15 protein-coding genes are annotated in these 15,491 nt (G+C 74.1%); 6 read left to right on the top strand and 9 right to left on the bottom strand.

What is annotated here, in order from left to right; all coding sequences use genetic code 11:
* Positions 1–134: 134 nt before the first annotated feature.
* Both ACFV5H_RS02900 and ACFV5H_RS02905 read right to left on the bottom strand, forming a co-directional pair.
* The gene (locus ACFV5H_RS02900) at positions 135–2,579 is read right to left on the bottom strand and encodes an FtsX-like permease family protein (protein WP_385192416.1); all 2,445 of its coding nucleotides are present in this window, start codon (positions 2,577–2,579) and stop codon (positions 135–137) included.
* On the bottom strand, positions 2,573–3,319 hold the full coding sequence (locus ACFV5H_RS02905) for an ABC transporter ATP-binding protein (RefSeq protein ID WP_385051163.1): 747 nt from the start codon (positions 3,317–3,319) through the stop codon (positions 2,573–2,575). Before ACFV5H_RS02905 ends, ACFV5H_RS02900 begins: the two co-directional genes overlap by 7 nt.
* Before the next feature lie 179 nt (positions 3,320–3,498).
* Here ACFV5H_RS02905 and ACFV5H_RS02910 point away from each other — a divergent pair, with 179 nt between their 5' ends.
* Both ACFV5H_RS02910 and ACFV5H_RS02915 read left to right on the top strand, forming a co-directional pair.
* Positions 3,499–4,782, top strand: a complete 1,284-nt coding sequence (locus ACFV5H_RS02910; RefSeq protein WP_385051161.1) for a sensor histidine kinase — start codon at positions 3,499–3,501, stop codon at positions 4,780–4,782.
* A gap of 23 nt (positions 4,783–4,805) precedes the next feature.
* Positions 4,806–5,438: a response regulator gene (locus tag ACFV5H_RS02915; RefSeq protein ID WP_385192608.1), complete on the top strand. Its 633-nt coding sequence runs from the start codon at positions 4,806–4,808 to the stop codon at positions 5,436–5,438.
* Positions 5,439–5,484: 46 nt separating this feature from the next.
* Here the strand turns inward: ACFV5H_RS02915 and ACFV5H_RS02920 are convergent, their stop codons facing one another.
* Positions 5,485–6,411, bottom strand: coding sequence for an NAD-dependent epimerase/dehydratase family protein (locus tag ACFV5H_RS02920; protein WP_385192418.1), 927 nt, complete (start codon positions 6,409–6,411; stop codon positions 5,485–5,487).
* Positions 6,408–7,367, bottom strand: a complete 960-nt coding sequence (locus ACFV5H_RS02925; RefSeq protein WP_385192420.1) for a ScbA/BarX family gamma-butyrolactone biosynthesis protein — start codon at positions 7,365–7,367, stop codon at positions 6,408–6,410. The genes ACFV5H_RS02920 and ACFV5H_RS02925 overlap by 4 nt, the downstream gene beginning before the upstream one ends.
* A gap of 257 nt (positions 7,368–7,624) precedes the next feature.
* Here ACFV5H_RS02925 and ACFV5H_RS02930 point away from each other — a divergent pair, with 257 nt between their 5' ends.
* From ACFV5H_RS02930 to ACFV5H_RS02945, 4 genes are all read left to right on the top strand, one after another.
* A complete protein-coding gene (locus tag ACFV5H_RS02930; RefSeq protein ID WP_385051155.1) occupies positions 7,625–8,287 on the top strand; it encodes a ScbR family autoregulator-binding transcription factor in 663 nt (220 codons plus the stop codon).
* Between the two features lie 230 nt (positions 8,288–8,517).
* Positions 8,518–9,957 (top strand): DUF2252 domain-containing protein, encoded by a 1,440-nt coding sequence (locus ACFV5H_RS02935; RefSeq protein WP_385192610.1) that lies wholly within the window; start codon positions 8,518–8,520, stop codon positions 9,955–9,957.
* A gap of 91 nt (positions 9,958–10,048) precedes the next feature.
* Positions 10,049–10,888 (top strand): J domain-containing protein, encoded by an 840-nt coding sequence (locus ACFV5H_RS02940; protein ID WP_385051153.1) that lies wholly within the window; start codon positions 10,049–10,051, stop codon positions 10,886–10,888.
* Positions 10,889–10,940: 52 nt separating this feature from the next.
* Positions 10,941–11,270 carry a rhodanese-like domain-containing protein gene (locus ACFV5H_RS02945; RefSeq protein ID WP_073933291.1) on the top strand — a complete coding sequence of 110 codons (330 nt, stop codon included), beginning with the start codon at positions 10,941–10,943 and terminating at the stop codon, positions 11,268–11,270.
* 311 nt (positions 11,271–11,581) lie between these two features.
* Here the strand turns inward: ACFV5H_RS02945 and paaE are convergent, their stop codons facing one another.
* The 5 genes from paaE to paaA are packed head-to-tail and all read right to left on the bottom strand — an operon-like array spanning position 11,582 to position 15,204.
* Complete coding sequence (gene paaE / locus ACFV5H_RS02950; protein ID WP_385192422.1) at positions 11,582–12,640, bottom strand: 1,2-phenylacetyl-CoA epoxidase subunit PaaE; 1,059 nt, start codon at positions 12,638–12,640, stop codon at positions 11,582–11,584.
* The gene (paaD, locus tag ACFV5H_RS02955) at positions 12,640–13,182 is read right to left on the bottom strand and encodes a 1,2-phenylacetyl-CoA epoxidase subunit PaaD (protein WP_385051149.1); all 543 of its coding nucleotides are present in this window, start codon (positions 13,180–13,182) and stop codon (positions 12,640–12,642) included. Before paaD ends, paaE begins: the two co-directional genes overlap by 1 nt.
* A complete protein-coding gene (paaC, locus tag ACFV5H_RS02960) occupies positions 13,176–13,910 on the bottom strand; it encodes a 1,2-phenylacetyl-CoA epoxidase subunit PaaC (RefSeq protein WP_385192424.1) in 735 nt (244 codons plus the stop codon). The genes paaD and paaC overlap by 7 nt, the downstream gene beginning before the upstream one ends.
* A complete protein-coding gene (paaB, locus tag ACFV5H_RS02965; RefSeq protein WP_385051144.1) occupies positions 13,907–14,194 on the bottom strand; it encodes a 1,2-phenylacetyl-CoA epoxidase subunit PaaB in 288 nt (95 codons plus the stop codon). Before paaB ends, paaC begins: the two co-directional genes overlap by 4 nt.
* Positions 14,191–15,204, bottom strand: coding sequence for a 1,2-phenylacetyl-CoA epoxidase subunit PaaA (gene paaA / locus ACFV5H_RS02970; protein WP_385192426.1), 1,014 nt, complete (start codon positions 15,202–15,204; stop codon positions 14,191–14,193). Before paaA ends, paaB begins: the two co-directional genes overlap by 4 nt.
* Positions 15,205–15,491 lie beyond the last annotated feature (287 nt).

The raw sequence follows: 15,491 nt of genomic DNA on the forward strand, positions 1-15,491 counted from the left end.
CCTCCGAGGCTGTCCTTCCGAGGTCTCCGGGGAGACCTCGGAAGAGAGCGGGAGGGCGCCGGCGGGACCTCCGGAGCGGGCCGCGTGGGCTCACTCACCGAGGCCCGCCGGTTCCGGCGCGGGCTACGAAGGATTCACTCGCGGACACCCGCCGACTCCAGCGCGGGCCGGCGCAGGGCGAGGGCGGCGGGGGCGACCGCGGAGGCCGTGGCGAGTACGGCGCAGGCGGCCGTGACGGCGGCGAGCGTGGACCAGGGGAGGGCGATCGTGACGGGGGCCGAGAGCAGGGCCAGTGCTCCCCACATGCCGGCCAGGTTGAGCACGGCCACGGTCAGGCCCAGGACCGCGCCGACCGCGACCGTCGTCAGCGACTCCGCGCCCACCATCCGCAGCACCTGCCACCGCGTGGCCCCGGCCAGCCGCAGGACCGCGAGGTCGCGCACCCGGTCGGAGGTCGCCATGACCATGGTGTTGGCCAGGGAGATGCCCGTGTACAGCAGGGCGATGCCGAGGACCAGCAGGAGGCCGTAACGGGTGGTGCGTTCCGTCCCGGGGGCCGTGGCGGAGAGCCACTGCTCCGAGGTGAGGACACGACCGCCGGTGGGCCGCACCGCCCGCTCCAGCCCGGCGGCCACCACACGCGCGTCGGCGCCGTCCACGAGGGCGACGTCCACCCGGTCCGCGCGGGCGCCCGGCGCGTTGGCCGGGGTGACGTAGACGCCGTTGTCACCGGTGCCGGTGGCCATCACCGCGGCGATCCGCAGCGTCCGCTCGGTGCCGTCCCCGAGCCACACCCGCACGCGCTGCCCCACCGTGTGCCGCTCCCACTCCTCGTTGACGACGACCGAGCCGTCGTCGAGGTCGGTGACCTTCCCCGCGGTGAGCGGCAGCCGCGCGGTGGCCGCCAGCGCCCCGGGATCGACGGCACGGGCCTCGGACCTGATCAGCGCCATGCCCTCCTCCAGGACGTACACCGCGCTCGGCGCGCTCGTCGACACCCGCGCGCCGGGCACCGCGCGCAGCCGGTCCAGCGTCCGCGCGTCGAGGGACCCGTCATCCGCGGCCGTGACGACGAACACCGCGGTGGTCCGTTCCCGCGCCTCGGCGGCCCCGGCCCGGTCCAGGGCGGCGGTGGCGCCGAGCAACGAGCCCGCGAGGGCGACCGTGACCAGCACGGGCGCCGCGACCGCGGCCGTACGGCGCACCCCGGCGGCCGCGTTCTCACGCACCAGCATGCCGATCGCCCCCGGCAGCCGGGTCAGCAGCCTCGTGAGCGGGCGTACGACGAGCGGGGCGAACAGCGCGGCGGCGGTGATCAGCAGCATGGGCCGGCTGACGTAGGCCTTGCGGTGCAGCAGGTCGCCCGGATCGCCGAGCAGCGCCACGGCGAGCGTCACCCCGGCGGTCAGCAGCAGAGCCGCGCCGCACAGCCACCGCCCCCGCGTCAGGGCCACGCTGTCGGCGGACGCCTCGCGCAGCGCCTGGACGGGACCCGTGCGCCCCGCCCGCCAGGAGGCGACGACGACACCGCTCAGGGCGACGAGCAGCCCCGTCCAGAACGCCACGTGGTACGGCCAGTCCGCGTCGCCGATCGTGAACCAGCCCGGCGCCAGCTCCACGTCGACCACCCACGCGGCCAGCGAGGGCGCCGCGTACCCGCCGAGCGCGCAGCCGGCGGCCGAGGCGAGCGTCCCGACCAGCAGGGCCTCGGCGGCCACCATGCGCCGTATCTGCCCCGGCGTGGCTCCCGCGGTGCGCAGCAGCCCGAACTCCCGGCGCCGCCGGTCGACCGCGAAGGCGAAGGTGGACGCCACCACGAACACCGAGACGAAGGCGGATACCCCGCCCGCCGTGCCGAACAGGGAGTTCATCGCGGTCAGCGCCTCGCTGTCCCGCCCGGGATCCGCGTCGGCGTACCGGAGGCCGTCCCCGGTGAGGACCCGGACGCCCTCGGCTCCGCGCACCGCTTCCCGTACGGCCGCCGGGTCGGCGTCCACGACCAGCTGGACGACGGCCGGGGACAGCTCGGCGGCGCGCGCGTCGGTGTGGAAGACGGCGTCCTCGAAGCCGCGGCCGGCCACGGTGCCCACGACGCGCACGGTGCCGTGGTCCGTGCGCACCCGCGCGCCGGGCCGCGTCCAGTCGCCGCTGACGACGACCTCGTCGTCCGCGCGGGGCGCACGGCCCGCCTCGATCTCGTACGGGGCGAACGCGGCGGTGGACCAGGGGTGGCCGGTCAGCTCGCCGGGAGCGCCTGCCGCGCGGACGGGATAGGAGCGGTCCTCGACGACCGTGCCGAGCCGGCGCAGCTTCGCGACGGTCGCCGCCGGCACCGCGCGCGGGTGTGCCAGTTCCTCGGTCCTCTCGCCGTTCGGCGTCGGTACGCGCAGGGTGTCCGCGCCCTTGACCACGACCGGGGCGGCGGCGAACCGCTCCGGCTCCCGCGCGGGAGCGTCCAGGGAGGAGGCGAGGGCGAGTCCCATGACGGTGAGGAGGGCCACGCCCAGCGCGAGGGAGGTGAAGCTGCCGACGAAGGTGATCCACCGGGCGCGCAGGGTGCGCGGGGCGAGGCTCAGCACGGCGCGGCCTCCAGCCCGGTCATCCGCGCGGCGACGGTGTCGGCGCCCGCACCGGTCAGCTCGCCGTGGACGCGGCCGTCGACCAGGAAGACCACACGGTCGGCACGGGCGGCGGCCACCGGGTCGTGGGTCACCATGACGACCGTCTGTCCCCCGCGGTCCACCATGCCGCGCAGCAGCGTGAGCACCTCGTGCCCGGTGCGGGAGTCCAGCGCGCCGGTCGGTTCGTCGGCGAACAGCACCTCGGGACGGGTGACCAGGGCGCGGGCCAGCGCGACGCGCTGCTGCTGACCGCCGGAGAGTTCGGCGGGCCGGTGCCGGGCGCGGTCACCGAGACCGACCTGGTGGAGTGCCTCACGGATCCGGGCCCGTGGCACGCGCCGGCCGGCCAGCCGCAGCGGGAGGGCGACGTTCTGCTCGGCGGTCAGCGCCGGCAGCAGGTTGAACGCCTGGAAGACGAAGCCGACGCGCTCGCGGCGCAACAGGGTCAGCCGTCTCTCACCGAGCCCGGTCAGCTCGGTGCCGCCGACGGTGACCGAGCCCGAGGTGGGCCGGTCGAGCCCGGCGGCGCACTGCAGCAGCGTCGACTTGCCGGAGCCGGACGGGCCCATCACGGCGGTGAAACTCCCCCGCGGGAAGGCGAGGGAGACCTCGTCCAGCGCGCTCACCGCGCCGTCGCCCGATCCGTACCGCCGGCTCACCCGACGCAAGGTGATCGCGTCGCCGTTCCTCTGGCTCATGTGCCCGCTCCCCATGTCCGGCCCGGTCGTTCCGGGCTGCTCGTCTGCGACCACGAAACCGTCCGGGAGCCGGCCGGCGCAGTGCGGCAGGGGCGAGAAAAGGGGTAGGGCCAGGCATACCCCGAAGCCTCCGTCCAGGCCCATGGCCACGTCCGGCGCGGGCTTCTACCGTGATCCGCATGCAGCCTCGAAATCCCTGGCAGGCCATGTCCCGTCCCGGCTACGCGCTGTCGGTGTGGCCGTGGCGCTCGGCCGGATACCTGCTCACCGGCGCGGTGACCGGCGCGGTCGTGCTCGTGGGCATCGTGGTGTCGGTGGTGGCCGGCGGGGTGCTCGCGCCGGTCCTGGTGGGGTTGTTGCTGCTGCTCGGTGCCGCCCTCGCGGGCATACCGGTGGCCCGGCTGGAGCGGTGGCGGCTGCGGCTGGCCGACCGTGATCCGGCACCCGACCCGCACCTGCCGCCCGCCGCCCCCGGCCTGCGGGCCTGGCTGACCGCCCGGCTGCGGGAGCGGGCCACCTGGCGGGAGCTCGGGCACGCCCTGCTCTTCGCGGGCCTGCTGTGGCCGGTCGACGCCCTCGCGCTCACGGCCGGCCTGCTCTTCCCGGCGGCCGTGACCGCCACCCCGTTGCTGATGGCCACGGCCGGGGACGGCGAGGAGGCGAAGGTCCTCAAACTGTGGACGGTCACCACCTGGCCGGCGGCGGCCGGTGCCGCCCTGCTCGGGATCGTCCTGCTCGCCCTGGGCTCCTACCTGCTGGGCGTCGCGGCGGGCGCCCGCGCGGGGCTGACCCGGCTGCTGATCGCCCCGCGCGAGACCGCCCTGGACGCCAGGGTGACCGAACTGACCCGGTCCCGGGTGCGGCTGGTGGAGGCCTTCGAGGCGGAGCGGCGGCGCATCGAGCGCGATCTGCACGACGGGGCCCAGCAGCGTCTGGTCGCCCTGACCATGACACTGGGCCTGGCCCGCCTGGAGGCGCCGACCGGACCGCTGGCCGACCGGCTCGCCAAGGCCCACGACGAGGCGGGCCGGGCGCTCAAGGAGTTGCGGGAGCTCATCCACGGCATCCACCCCCAGGTCCTCGCCGACTACGGTCTCGAGGCCGCGGTCGCCGACGCCGCCGACCGGTCCGCCGTACCCGTGGACGTGGACCTGGACCTCACCGGCCGGCTGCCCACGCCGGTCGAGGCCGCCGCGTACTTCGTGGTGTGCGAGGCGCTCGCCAACGTCGCCCGGCACAGCGGGGCGAGCCGCGCGCGGGTGGACGGCGGACACCACGACGGGCGGCTGCTGCTGGAGGTCCGCGACGACGGGCGGGGCGGCGCACGGGCCGGGGCGGGCAGCGGGCTGACCGGACTCGCCGACCGGGTGTCGGTGCTCGATGGCAGACTCACCCTGTCCAGCCCGGTGGGCGGACCGACCCTGCTGCGTGTGGAGATCCCTTGCGCCCCCTGCTCTCCCTGACGGACGGCCGAGCACTGCGCGTCGTGCTGGCCGAGGACAGCGTGCTGCTGCGGGAGGGCCTGATCGGCCTGCTCCAGCAGTGCGGGCACGAGGTCGTCGCGGCGGTCGGCGACGCCGAGGCGCTGGTCGCCGAGGCCGGGAAACACGAGCCCGACATCGTGGTGACGGACGTCCGGATGCCCCCGGGCTTCCAGGACGAGGGCCTGCGCGCGGCCGTGCGCCTGCGCACCGAGCGGCCCACGCTGCCCGTCCTCGTACTCAGCCAGTACGTGCAGCGCCGGTACGCCTCCGACCTGCTGGACTCCGGCGACGGCACCGGCATCGGCTATCTGCTCAAGGACCGGGTCGGCCAGATCGAGGAGTTCGTGACCGCGCTGAGCCAGGTCGCGGACGGCGGCACGGTGGTCGACCCGGAGGTCGTACGGCAGTTGCTGCGCCACCGCCGTGATCCGCTGGAGCGGCTGTCCCCGCGGGAGCGGGAGGTGCTGGCGTTGATAGCGGAAGGCAAGTCCAACGGCGCGATCGCCCGCGAGCTGGTGGTGTCGGAGGCCGCCGTCGGCAAGCACATCGGCAGCATCTTCACGAAGCTGGACCTGCCGTTGACGGACGAGACGCATCGGCGGGTTCTCGCGGTGCTGGCTTATCTGCGGGCGTGACCGGCCGTTACCAGGCGTGACAATTCAAACCGGCCAGACGGTTTTCTTATCGGCCGGTCATCATGTACGACCGGTACCAGGGCGCCGACCGCGCGAACGTACGGGCGAACCCCTCACCCGGTGAGCAGTCCAGATCCTTCCAGAAGCCGTCGTCCGCGAACCAGTGGTCCACGGTGAGCATGCCCAGGTGATGCAGCGCGCGCGGGGACCCGGCGGCCCGGGCGCGGGCGGCGGCCACGTCCACCGGGGCACCGCCGCCGGGCCGTTCCACCCGCTCGTACACGGCCGCGAGCAGCTCCGAGGCGGGGACGGGGTCCGGGTGGGCGACGTAGTGGGCACCGGAGCCATGGCCGGGGGACAGCGCCGCGGCGACGACCGCCCGGCCCAGGGTGTCGACGTCGATCATCGACTGGAGCGCCTCGCAGCCGGACACGGTCGCGGACAACTCCCGCAGCAGTCCCACCAGTCCGGGGATCATCCAGCGGTCGCCCTCGCCGTGCACCAGGTGCGGGCGCAGCACCAGGCCGCCCGCGTCGAGGACATGCCGTTCGGCCGCCGCGCGGGTGCGGCTGGCGGCGGAGGCGGGCGCGATCGGGGCCTCGCCGGGCCGTACGCCCCGGAAGGGGCCCCGGCCGTGGACGGCCGCGGTGCTCACGTACACGATCCGGCGCACTCCGCTCCGTACGGCCTCCTCCACCAGGGCCTTCGTGCCGAGGTCGTTGACCGCGGCGACGGACTCCGGGTCACCGCTCACGCGGGAGGCGCAGTGGACGAGGACGTCGACGCCGGCGCAAGCGCCGTGCAGGGTGCGCGGGTCGGCGAGATCGCCGGGCACCGTCCAGGAGCCCGGCCGCTCGGCCGGCGTACGGCGGGACAGCGACCGGACGCGGACCTCTGGGCGTTCGAGGGCCGCTGCCGCGACCCGGCTGCCGATGAAGCCCGTCGCGCCGGTGATCAGGAGGTCGACGGTCACGGCAGGGACCGTACCGGGTCCGTGGGCGCGCAGGTGAGGGTGGCGGCGAAGACGGGCCGGCCGTCCTGTGTGCCCGACACCCGCACCGTCACCTCGTCCTCGCCCTTGTCGAGCACTTCGGTGTCGAGCCGGCAGGGGCTGTCCAGTTCGGCGTAGCGACTGAAGGAGACGGACAGTTCGGACGGCAGGAAGGGCAGCCGGCCCGACGCCGCGGTCGCGGCCTGGCGGGCCGCCTCGAACAGGACCATGCCGGGGACGTGGTCGTTGGGACGCGGGAAGAGGACCGGGTGCCCGGTGTGTGCGCGCAGCAGCCAGGAGCCGGGCCGGTCCGCGGGGGCGAGGACGACGTCCTCCGCGCGGTGACGGCCCACCAGTTCGGGCGACACCGGTTCCGGCAGCGGTATTCGGGCTCCCTGGGCGGCCAGTTGGCGTTCCCGCAGGCGGCGGTAGGCGGCCGGGGAGGTGCAGCCGGTGCTGCCGGTGCCCCGGGCGACGAGGTGTCCCGCGCGGCGGAACTCCATCGTCGTGCGCATGCCGTTCAGGCCCCGGCCCCGGCGGCGGACCTCGGAACAGACGACGTCGACGGTGACCGGCTCGTCGGCGTCCGCGAGCAGCAGCCGGTCGGGGTCGGTGGTCACGTCCAGGTCCCGCATGACGAAGTGGGTGTCGGCGGGGGCGCCGAACTCCGCGTGGGCGAGGGCCATCGAGGTCTGGCGCAACGTTTCGCCGACGATCATCGGATCCTGGCGGCGGTCGTCGACGGGGCCGAAGAAGGCGTGGTCGGCGGGCCAGCGCGCGGTGACACGGAAGCGGACGTCCGAGAGCCGGACCCATTCGACCGGGAAGACGTCCGCCGCGCGGGGGCGGTGGGCGAGTTCGGTGGTGACGCGGGTGCGGGCACCGGGTCTGCCGGCGGTGTTTGCGGGCGGGACCCGCTGTCCGGTCTGATCCTCCATGGGGGCGCTCCAGGAATCCGGCTGCGGCATGAGGAACACCCGGGATCGGGAATCGGACCTCCGGGCGGTTCGCACTAAGATACGGACGAGTTGGTTTTTTTCCAAGGGTGATCCACACCGCCGGAGACGAGCCCACGCGCCCCGCACGACACGACAGACCGCACGGCGGCTACACGGCGGCTACACGGCAGCTTCACGATGACCGCACGGTGCGACCCACGAGATCCATGCGATCCACCCAGATCAGGAGGCACCCGATGGCGCGACAGGAGCGCGCGATCCGCACCCGGCGGACCATCCTGGAGGCGGCGGCGGCCGTCTTCGACGAACGTGGCTACACCTCGGCGACCATCGGGGAGATCCTGGAGCGGGCCGGGGTCACCAAGGGTGCGCTGTACTTCCACTTCGGCTCCAAGGAGGAGCTGGCGCTCGGCGTGTTCGAGGAGCAGCTCGCGATCTCCCTGCCGCCCCAGTCCAGCAAGCTGCAGGAACTCGTCGACTCCGGCCTGGTGCTGGCGCTGCGGCTGCGGACCGAGCCGCTGGTGCGGGCCAGCGTCGGGCTGGCCCTGGACCAGGGGGCGCTGGGGCTGGACCGCACTCCGGCGTTCGGCATGTGGATCGACCAGACCACCCGGACCCTGGCCGAGGCCAAGGCGGGAGGCGAACTGCTGCCGCACGTCGACGCGACGGAGACGGCGGAACTGCTGGTCGCGAGCTTCTCCGGGGTGCAGCTCCTGTCGCAGCTGCGCTGCCAGCGGCAGGACCTGGAGCACCGGGTCGCCGTGCTCTTCCACCACATGCTGCCGGGCGTGGCCGTTCCGGCCGTGCTGGCCCGGCTGGACATCTCCCAGGACCGCGCCGGGCGGTTGCTCGCCGAGGGGCGGCTGCCGACGGCGGGAGAGGTGGCGGAGGTCGGGTAGGGCCAGGACCTCGTACGCGCCGGGTCGGGCCCGGACTTCTCCACACCGGGTCGGGCCCGGACTTCTCCACACCGGGTCGGGCCCGGACTTCTCCACACCGGAGGAGTTGTCCACAGGGTCTGACGTGTTTCGGCCACCGGTTGTACGGTCGGCACGATCGATGTCGACGCGTGTGTACGGCACGTATGTGTACGGGGGAGGCGGTCGCCGTGACCGAAGCCGTTGCCGGGATGTCCGGGACCCATGAGCCTGCCGGTGCGAGCGGCACCGGCGGTACGGCCCCGGTGCGGCGGCTGCCGCGGGTGCCGGGATTCGCCGAGCGGTCCGCCGGGGGCCGCCCCAAGGACGAGGGCAAGGCCCTGCGCGGTCGGGTTCCCCGCGCGGCACACGCCGCCTTCGACCCGGACGCCTCCCGCCCCGGTGCCGTGAGCGCCGTCGAGGAGTCCAGCCGGGGCCGGCTGCCCGAGCTCGCACCGATCCGGGTGGGCAGGATGGCGGCGACACCGTTCGCCTTCCTGCGCGGATCGGCGGGCCTCATGGCGTACGACCTGGCCCGCACGCCGGTGACCCGGATCGGCGCCCAGATCTGCGGCGACGCCCACGCGGCGAATTTCGGCCTCTACGGCGACGCCCGCGGCGGACTGGTCATCGACCTGAACGACTTCGACGAGACGGTGCACGGCCCCTGGGAGTGGGACCTCAAGCGGCTCGCCACCTCCCTGGTGCTCGCCGGGCGCGAGGCCGGCGCGGACGAGGACACCTGCCGTGCCGCGGCCCACGACACCGTGGGCGCCTACCGCCGCACGATGCGGCTGCTGTCCAGGCTGCCGGCACTGGACGCCTGGAACGCCATCGCGGACGAGGAACTGGTCTCCCACACCGACGCCCACGACCTGCTGGGCACCCTGGAGCGGGTCTCCGAGAAGGCCCGCGCGAACACCAGCGGCCGGTTCGCGGCCAAGTCCACCGAGACGACCGGGGACGGCGGACGCCGCTTCGTCGACGCGCCGCCGGTCCTGCGCCGCATACCGGACGGCGAGGCCGCCGCAGTGGCCGCCTCGCTGGAGCAGTACCTCGGTACGCTCCCGCCCGACCGCCACCCGCTGCTGGCCCGGCACGCGGTGCACGACGTGGCGTTCCGCGTCGTCGGCACCGGCAGCGTGGGCACCCGCTCGTACGTCGTGCTGCTCCTCGACCACCGGGGCGAGCCCCTGGTCCTCCAGGTGAAGGAGGCCCGCCCCTCGGCACTCGTGCCGCATCTGCCGACGGCCGGGTTCGACGCCCCCGAGGCCGGCCACGAGGGCAGGCGGGTGGTCCACGGCCAGAAGCGGATGCAGGTGATAAGCGACAATCTGCTGGGCTGGACGACGGTCGACGGCCGCCCCTACCAGGTGCGCCAGTTCCGCAACCGCAAGGGCAGTGTCGACCCGGCCGCACTGGCCGCCGACCAGATCGACGACTACGCCCGCATGACCGGCGCCCTGCTGGCCCGCGCCCACTCCCACAGCGCAGACCCCCGTCGCATCGCCGGGTACTGCGGCAAGAACGACGAACTGGACGAGGCCGTGGCGGCCTTCGCCGTGGCCTACGCAGACCGCACCGAGGCCGACCACACCGACCTGGTGACCGCGGTGCGCTCGGGACGGATCGCGGCGGAGACGGGGGTGTGAGCGGTCGTCCGGGCCGGGCGCGCGCCTCTGACCGGGGAGTGCGCCGCCACAGCGGGGTATGCCGCCCGGCCGGGTGGCCTACGCTGTCCGGGTGACGACCTCGGAAGGTGAGCAGAGTGGCGGCGCCGGCGCGGAGCGGACCCCCGGCGGTGGTGGTGCGGCGCGGCCCGAGGAGCGGCTGGAGCAGGCCGTACGCGCGGCCGAGCAGGCGCTGATCGAGTTCGAGATCGCCGTGGAGACCTTCCGCGTCGAGGTCGAGAACTTCTCCCGGCTGCACGAACAGAAGCTCGGCCCGATGTACGCCCGGCTCGAGGAGCTGGACGCCCGGATCCTGGAGGCCAGGGCCGCCCGCAGCGACGACCCGGAGGACCGGCGCCGGGCCGACGAGGCACGCGCCCGGCTGATGCCCATCCCCGGCGTCGAGGAGCTGCTCAACGGCTGGATGGACGGCGACGGCCTCTTCCCCGAGGCCACCGCCATGCTCACCGACCAGCCGGTCCGGCCCCCGCGGCGGGTGCGGCCCAGCGAGGAGGCCCGCAAGCTCTACCGCGACCTCGCCCGCAAGGCCCACCCGGACCTGGCGCAGGAGGACAAGGAACGCGCGCGCCGGGAGGAGTTCATCACCCGCGTCAACGCCGCCTACGCCCGCGGCAGCGAGGACGAGCTGCGCGAACTCGCCGAGGAGTGGGCCAAGGGACCGGAGCTGAAGCGCGTCCCGAGCGCGGGTGAGGAGCTCTACGCCCGCCTCGAATGGCTCGCCCGGCGCAAGGAAATGCTCACGCTGGTCGCCAGGGAACTGGAGGACGGCGCCATCGGCTCGATGCTCCGCCTCGCCCCGGACGACCCCGACAGGCTCCTGGAGGAGATCGCCGAGCAGCTGCGGACCCAGGTGACCGAGCGCGAGGCGGAGCTGGCGGCGCTGCTGGCCTGAGCCGGGGCCCGCCCGGTCGGGTAGCGTCGGGGGCATGAGTTTTGGAGCTGGTGTGCCCACGGTCCGGGTCGCGGACATCGAGGACGGCGACTTCCTGCTGGACGTCCGCGAGGACGACGAGTGGAAGGCCGGCCACGCCGCAGGGGCGCTGCACATTCCCATCAGTGAGTTCGTGGCCCGTTACGGCGAGCTGACCGAGGCCGCCCCGCAGGACGGCCGGGTCCATGTGATCTGCCGTTCCGGCGGACGGTCGGCGCAGGTCACCATGTACCTGGCCCAGCAGGGCGTGGACGCCGTGAACGTGGACGGCGGCATGCAGGTGTGGGAGGCCGCCGGGCGCCCGGTCGTCACGGACGACGGAGCGCCGGGGCACGTTCTGTAGCACCCTCCCCGGAGACGCCCGCACGCTCGCCCGGCCCGCCGGACGCGGCCCTGCGGGCTCCCGGTGACACCGGCCGGCCGCCGGGTCGGCACTGGAGAGCGGCGCCGGCTGGCAGGGCCGGCACCGGAGGCGCCCCTGGGGTGGCCCCCGGCCCGCAGGGGCGGGCCGGAGCGAGCCGTGGCTCCTGCCGGTCGAAGTCCAGCTTTGCTCGCTCCGTCACCGGAGAGCGGCGCCGGCCGGTTGGGCCGGCGCCGGAGGCGCCCCGGGGCGGTCCCTGGCCGACGGGGGTGGGCCGGAGTGAGCGAGGGCTCCTACCGGTCGAAGTCCAGCTCCACCCGCTCCGTCACCGGATGCGACTGGCAGGCCAGGACGTAGCCCGCCTCCGTCTCCTCCGACTCCAGCGCGAAGTTGCGGTCCATCCGTACCTCGCCCGAGACGAGGAAGGCGCGGCAGGTTCCGCACACCCCGCCCTTGCAGGCGTAGGGCGCGTCGGACCGGTTGCGCAGCACCGTGTCCAGCAGGGACTCGCCGTCCTGGACGGGCCAGGTCCCGCCGCGTCCGTCGAGCCGGGCGGTGACCGTGCTGTGCGCGAGGGCGGGCGCCGTGGCGACGGTCGTCGTACCGGCGTCCACGTGGAAGATCTCCTGGTGGACGCGGGAGCGCGCCACACCCAGTCCGCGCAGCGCCCGCTCGGCCCCTTCGACCAGGCCGTACGGCCCGCACAGGAACCAGCCGTCCACCTGCTCCACGGGCAGCAGGGCCGGCAGCAGCCCGGTCAGCCGCTCCTGGTCCAGCCGTCCGGACGGCAGTCCCGCCTGCTGCTCCTCCCGGGAGAGCACCGTCACCAGCTGGAGCCGCTCGGGGTAGCGGTCCTTCAGGTCGGCGACCTCCTCCAGGAACATCGTCGAGGCGGCCGTCCGGTCACTGCGGATCAGGCAGAACCGGGCCCGCGGCTCGCGCGCGAGGAGGGTCGAGACGATCGACAGCACCGGTGTGATGCCGCTGCCGCCGACGATCGCCGCGTACCGGCCGGGCGCGGGAGGGAGCGTGAAGCGGCCGGCCGGGGTCATCACCTCCAGCTCGTCGCCGAGGCCGATCTCCTTGAGCGCGTACGTGGAGAAGGCGCCGCCCTCGACCAGCCGCACGCCGACCCGGAGGGTGCTCGGTGCCTCGCCGTCGGGTGCGGGGGAGCAGATGGAGTAGGTGCGCCGGATGTCCTCGCCGTCCGCGACGCGCCGCAGGGCCAGGTGCTGGCCGGGGGCGTACCGGTACTCCTCGGCCAGGTGCGGGGGGACGGTGAGGGTGAGGGCGACGGAGTCGTCGGTGAGCCGGTCGACCGCGGCCACCCGGAGCCGGTGGAAGCGGGCCATCACAACTCCTTGAAGTGGTCGAACGGTTCACGGCAGGCCAGGCAGCGGCGCAGCGCCTTGCACGCGGTGGACGAGAAACGGCTGAGCAGTTCGGTCTCGGCGGATCCGCAGTGCGGGCAGCGGACGGGCACCGGTTCGTCCTCCGGCCGGGTCGCGCGGGTGCGCGTCGGGCCCAGCTCCACCCCGACCGGCCCGGAGGCCGTCCGTACGCGGGGCGGGGCGATGCCGAACTCCCGCAGTTTGCGGCGTCCTTCGTCCGTGATGTCGTCGGTCGACCAGGCGGGCGCGAGCACCCTGCGCACGGTGACCTCGCGCACCCCGTGCTCGCGCAGCACCCGCTCGATGTCCAGGCTCATCGCCTCGACGGCCGGGCAGCCGGTGTACGTGGGGGTCAGCTCGACCTCGACGGTGTCCGCACCGCGCGCGTGCACCGCGCGCACGACGCCCAGTTCGCGCAGGGTCAGTACGGGCAGTTCGGGGTCGGGCACCGAGCCGGCGAGCTCCAGGAGTTCGGCCTCCAGCGGGGTGAGGGCGGTCACCATGTCGCCCCCGGATGGCTGCGGTGCAGGTGCTGCATCTCGGCGAGCATCCGGCCGAAGGGCTCGGTGTGCAGACCCTGACGGCCCGCACCGGCGGTCCACGCTCCCGTGCGCGGGCCCTCGGGCACCGTGAGGGTGGACCGGCGCAGCACCTCCGAGACCCACTCCAGCCAGGCCGTCTCCAGGCCGCTCCAGTCGACTTCCAGGCCCTCGACGGGCTGGAACATCTCACCGGTGTGACGCCACAGCGCGTCCACGGCACGCTGCATCCGCGCGTGGCTCTCGTCCGTGCCGTCGCCGAGCCGCAGCGTCCACTGCTCGGCGTGGTCGCGGTGGTAGGCGGTCTCCTTGACCGCCTTGCCGGCCAGCGGCGCGAACGGCCCTTCCCCTGCGGTCAGTTCGCCGTAGAGGAGGTACTGGTGGGCGGAGAAGAACAGCTGGCGGGCGATGGTGTGGGCGAAGTCGCCGTTGGGCTGCTCCACCAGCTGGAGGTTGCGGAAGGCGCGCTCCTCGCGGAGATAGGCCAGCTCGTCCTCGTCGCCCACCATCGACAGCAGCACACGGGCCTGGCCCAGCAGGTCCAGCGCGATGTTGGCGAGGGCGACCTCCTCCTCCAGCACGGGGGCGTGTCCGGCCCACTCGCCCAGGCGGTGGGAGAGCACCAGCGCGTCGTCGCCGAGGGCGAGCGCGGCCGTCACGTGGGCGGTGTCCTCGGCGGGGGTCGTGGTCACAGGTGCCGCACCCCCTCGGGGATCTCGTAGAACGTCGGGTGCCGGTAGGGCTTGTCGGCGGAGGGCTCGAAGAACGGGTCCTTCTCGTCGGGCGAGGAGGCGGTGATCGCGGACGACGGGACGACCCAGATCGAGACGCCCTCGCCGCGCCGGGTGTACAGATCGCGGGCGTTGCGCAGGGCGAGCTCCGCGTCCGGCGCGTGCAGGCTGCCGGCGTGGGTGTGGGACAGTCCCCGGCGCGAACGCACGAAGACCTCCCACAGGGGCCAGTCGGTGTGGGTCATGCTCGCGCAGCTCCTGTCTCGCTGTTCGTGTGCTTGGCCGCGTGGGCCGCCGCGGCCTCCCTGACCCAGGCGCCCTCCTCGTGGGCCTGCCTGCGCCGGGTCAGCCGCTGTTCGTTGCACGGGCCGTTGCCCTTGAGGACGTCCCGGAACTCGGACCAGTCGATCGCCCCGAAGTCGTGGTGTCCGCGCTCCTCGTTCCACTTCAGGTCCGGGTCGGGGAGGGTGAGGCCGAGCGACTCGGCCTGGGGGACGCAGATGTCGACGAAGCGCCGGCGCAGCTCGTCGTTGGAGTGGCGCTTGATCTTCCAGGCCATCGACTGCGCGGAGTGCTGGGACTCGTCGTCGGGCGGGCCGAACATCATCAGCGACGGCCACCACCAGCGGTTCACCGCGTCCTGCGCCATCGCGTGCTGCTCCGGAGTGCCCTTGCTGAGGGCCAGCAGCAGCTCGTAGCCCTGGCGCTGGTGGAAGGACTCCTCCTTGCAGATGCGGACCATCGCGCGTGCGTACGGGCCGTAGGAGCAGCGGCACAGGGGCACCTGGTTGGTGATCGCGGCGCCGTCCACCAGCCAGCCGATGGCGCCGACGTCCGCCCAGGTCAGCGTCGGGTAGTTGAAGATCGAGGAGTACTTCTGGCGGCCGGAGTGCAGCTTGTCGAGCAGCTCGTCCCGGCTGGTGCCGAGGGTCTCGGCGGCGCTGTACAGGTACAGGCCGTGCCCGGCCTCGTCCTGCACCTTGGCCATCAGGATCGCCTTGCGGCGCAGCGAGGGCGCGCGGGTGATCCAGTTGGCCTCCGGCTGCATGCCGATGATCTCGGAGTGGGCGTGCTGGGCGATCTGCCGGACGAGCGTGGCCCGGTAGGCGTCCGGCATCCAGTCGCGCGGCTCGATCCGCTCGTCGGCGGCGACGGCCGCGTCGAAGGCGCGCTCGTAGCCGGAGGTGTCGCCGGCGCCGGCCGGTGCGTCGTACGCCTGGCTGCCGGCCGTATCGCGGGCGGCTGCTGTCGCCATGAGGTCCCCCTCGACTGGATGCTTCCCGGAGCACGCTCCCGACCGATCGTTCGGTTCGTGCGATTCCATGGTGAGACGGGCGCCGCGAGGTGTCAACCGCTGTGGATAACCTGCGGGGACCGCCTGTGGACAACGGGGCTCGGGCCGCGCTGTGGATACGGCCACGGAACGGGACCCCGGCGGGACTGTGCTCGGGGGGCCGGTGCTGAGTACCGTTCCGTGCGACACGGCGGAGCGGTCGTGCGGGGCGGAACGCCGTTCTCGTGGCCGGGAGGGCGCGGCGACGG

This window comes from Streptomyces sp. NPDC059787 (genome assembly GCF_042732315.1).
GTDB lineage: Bacteria > Actinomycetota > Actinomycetes > Streptomycetales > Streptomycetaceae > Streptomyces > Streptomyces atrovirens.

What these genes read in the sequence shown, in the direction of transcription:
- paaD (WP_385051149.1), bottom strand. Translation starts at nt 13,182, where the DNA reads ATGGTGACCGCCCTCACCCCGCTGGAGGCCGAACTCCTGGAGCTCGCC.
- ACFV5H_RS02905 (WP_385051163.1), bottom strand. Translation starts at nt 3,319, where the DNA reads ATGAGCCAGAGGAACGGCGACGCGATCACCTTGCGTCGGGTGAGCCGG.
- ACFV5H_RS02930 (WP_385051155.1), top strand. Translation starts at nt 7,625, where the DNA reads ATGGCGCGACAGGAGCGCGCGATCCGCACCCGGCGGACCATCCTGGAG.
- paaB (WP_385051144.1), bottom strand. Translation starts at nt 14,194, where the DNA reads ATGACCCACACCGACTGGCCCCTGTGGGAGGTCTTCGTGCGTTCGCGC.
- ACFV5H_RS02910 (WP_385051161.1), top strand. Translation starts at nt 3,499, where the DNA reads ATGCAGCCTCGAAATCCCTGGCAGGCCATGTCCCGTCCCGGCTACGCG.
- ACFV5H_RS02935 (WP_385192610.1), top strand. Translation starts at nt 8,518, where the DNA reads ATGTCCGGGACCCATGAGCCTGCCGGTGCGAGCGGCACCGGCGGTACG.
- paaA (WP_385192426.1), bottom strand. Translation starts at nt 15,204, where the DNA reads ATGGCGACAGCAGCCGCCCGCGATACGGCCGGCAGCCAGGCGTACGAC.
- paaE (WP_385192422.1), bottom strand. Translation starts at nt 12,640, where the DNA reads ATGGCCCGCTTCCACCGGCTCCGGGTGGCCGCGGTCGACCGGCTCACC.
- ACFV5H_RS02925 (WP_385192420.1), bottom strand. Translation starts at nt 7,367, where the DNA reads ATGGAGGATCAGACCGGACAGCGGGTCCCGCCCGCAAACACCGCCGGC.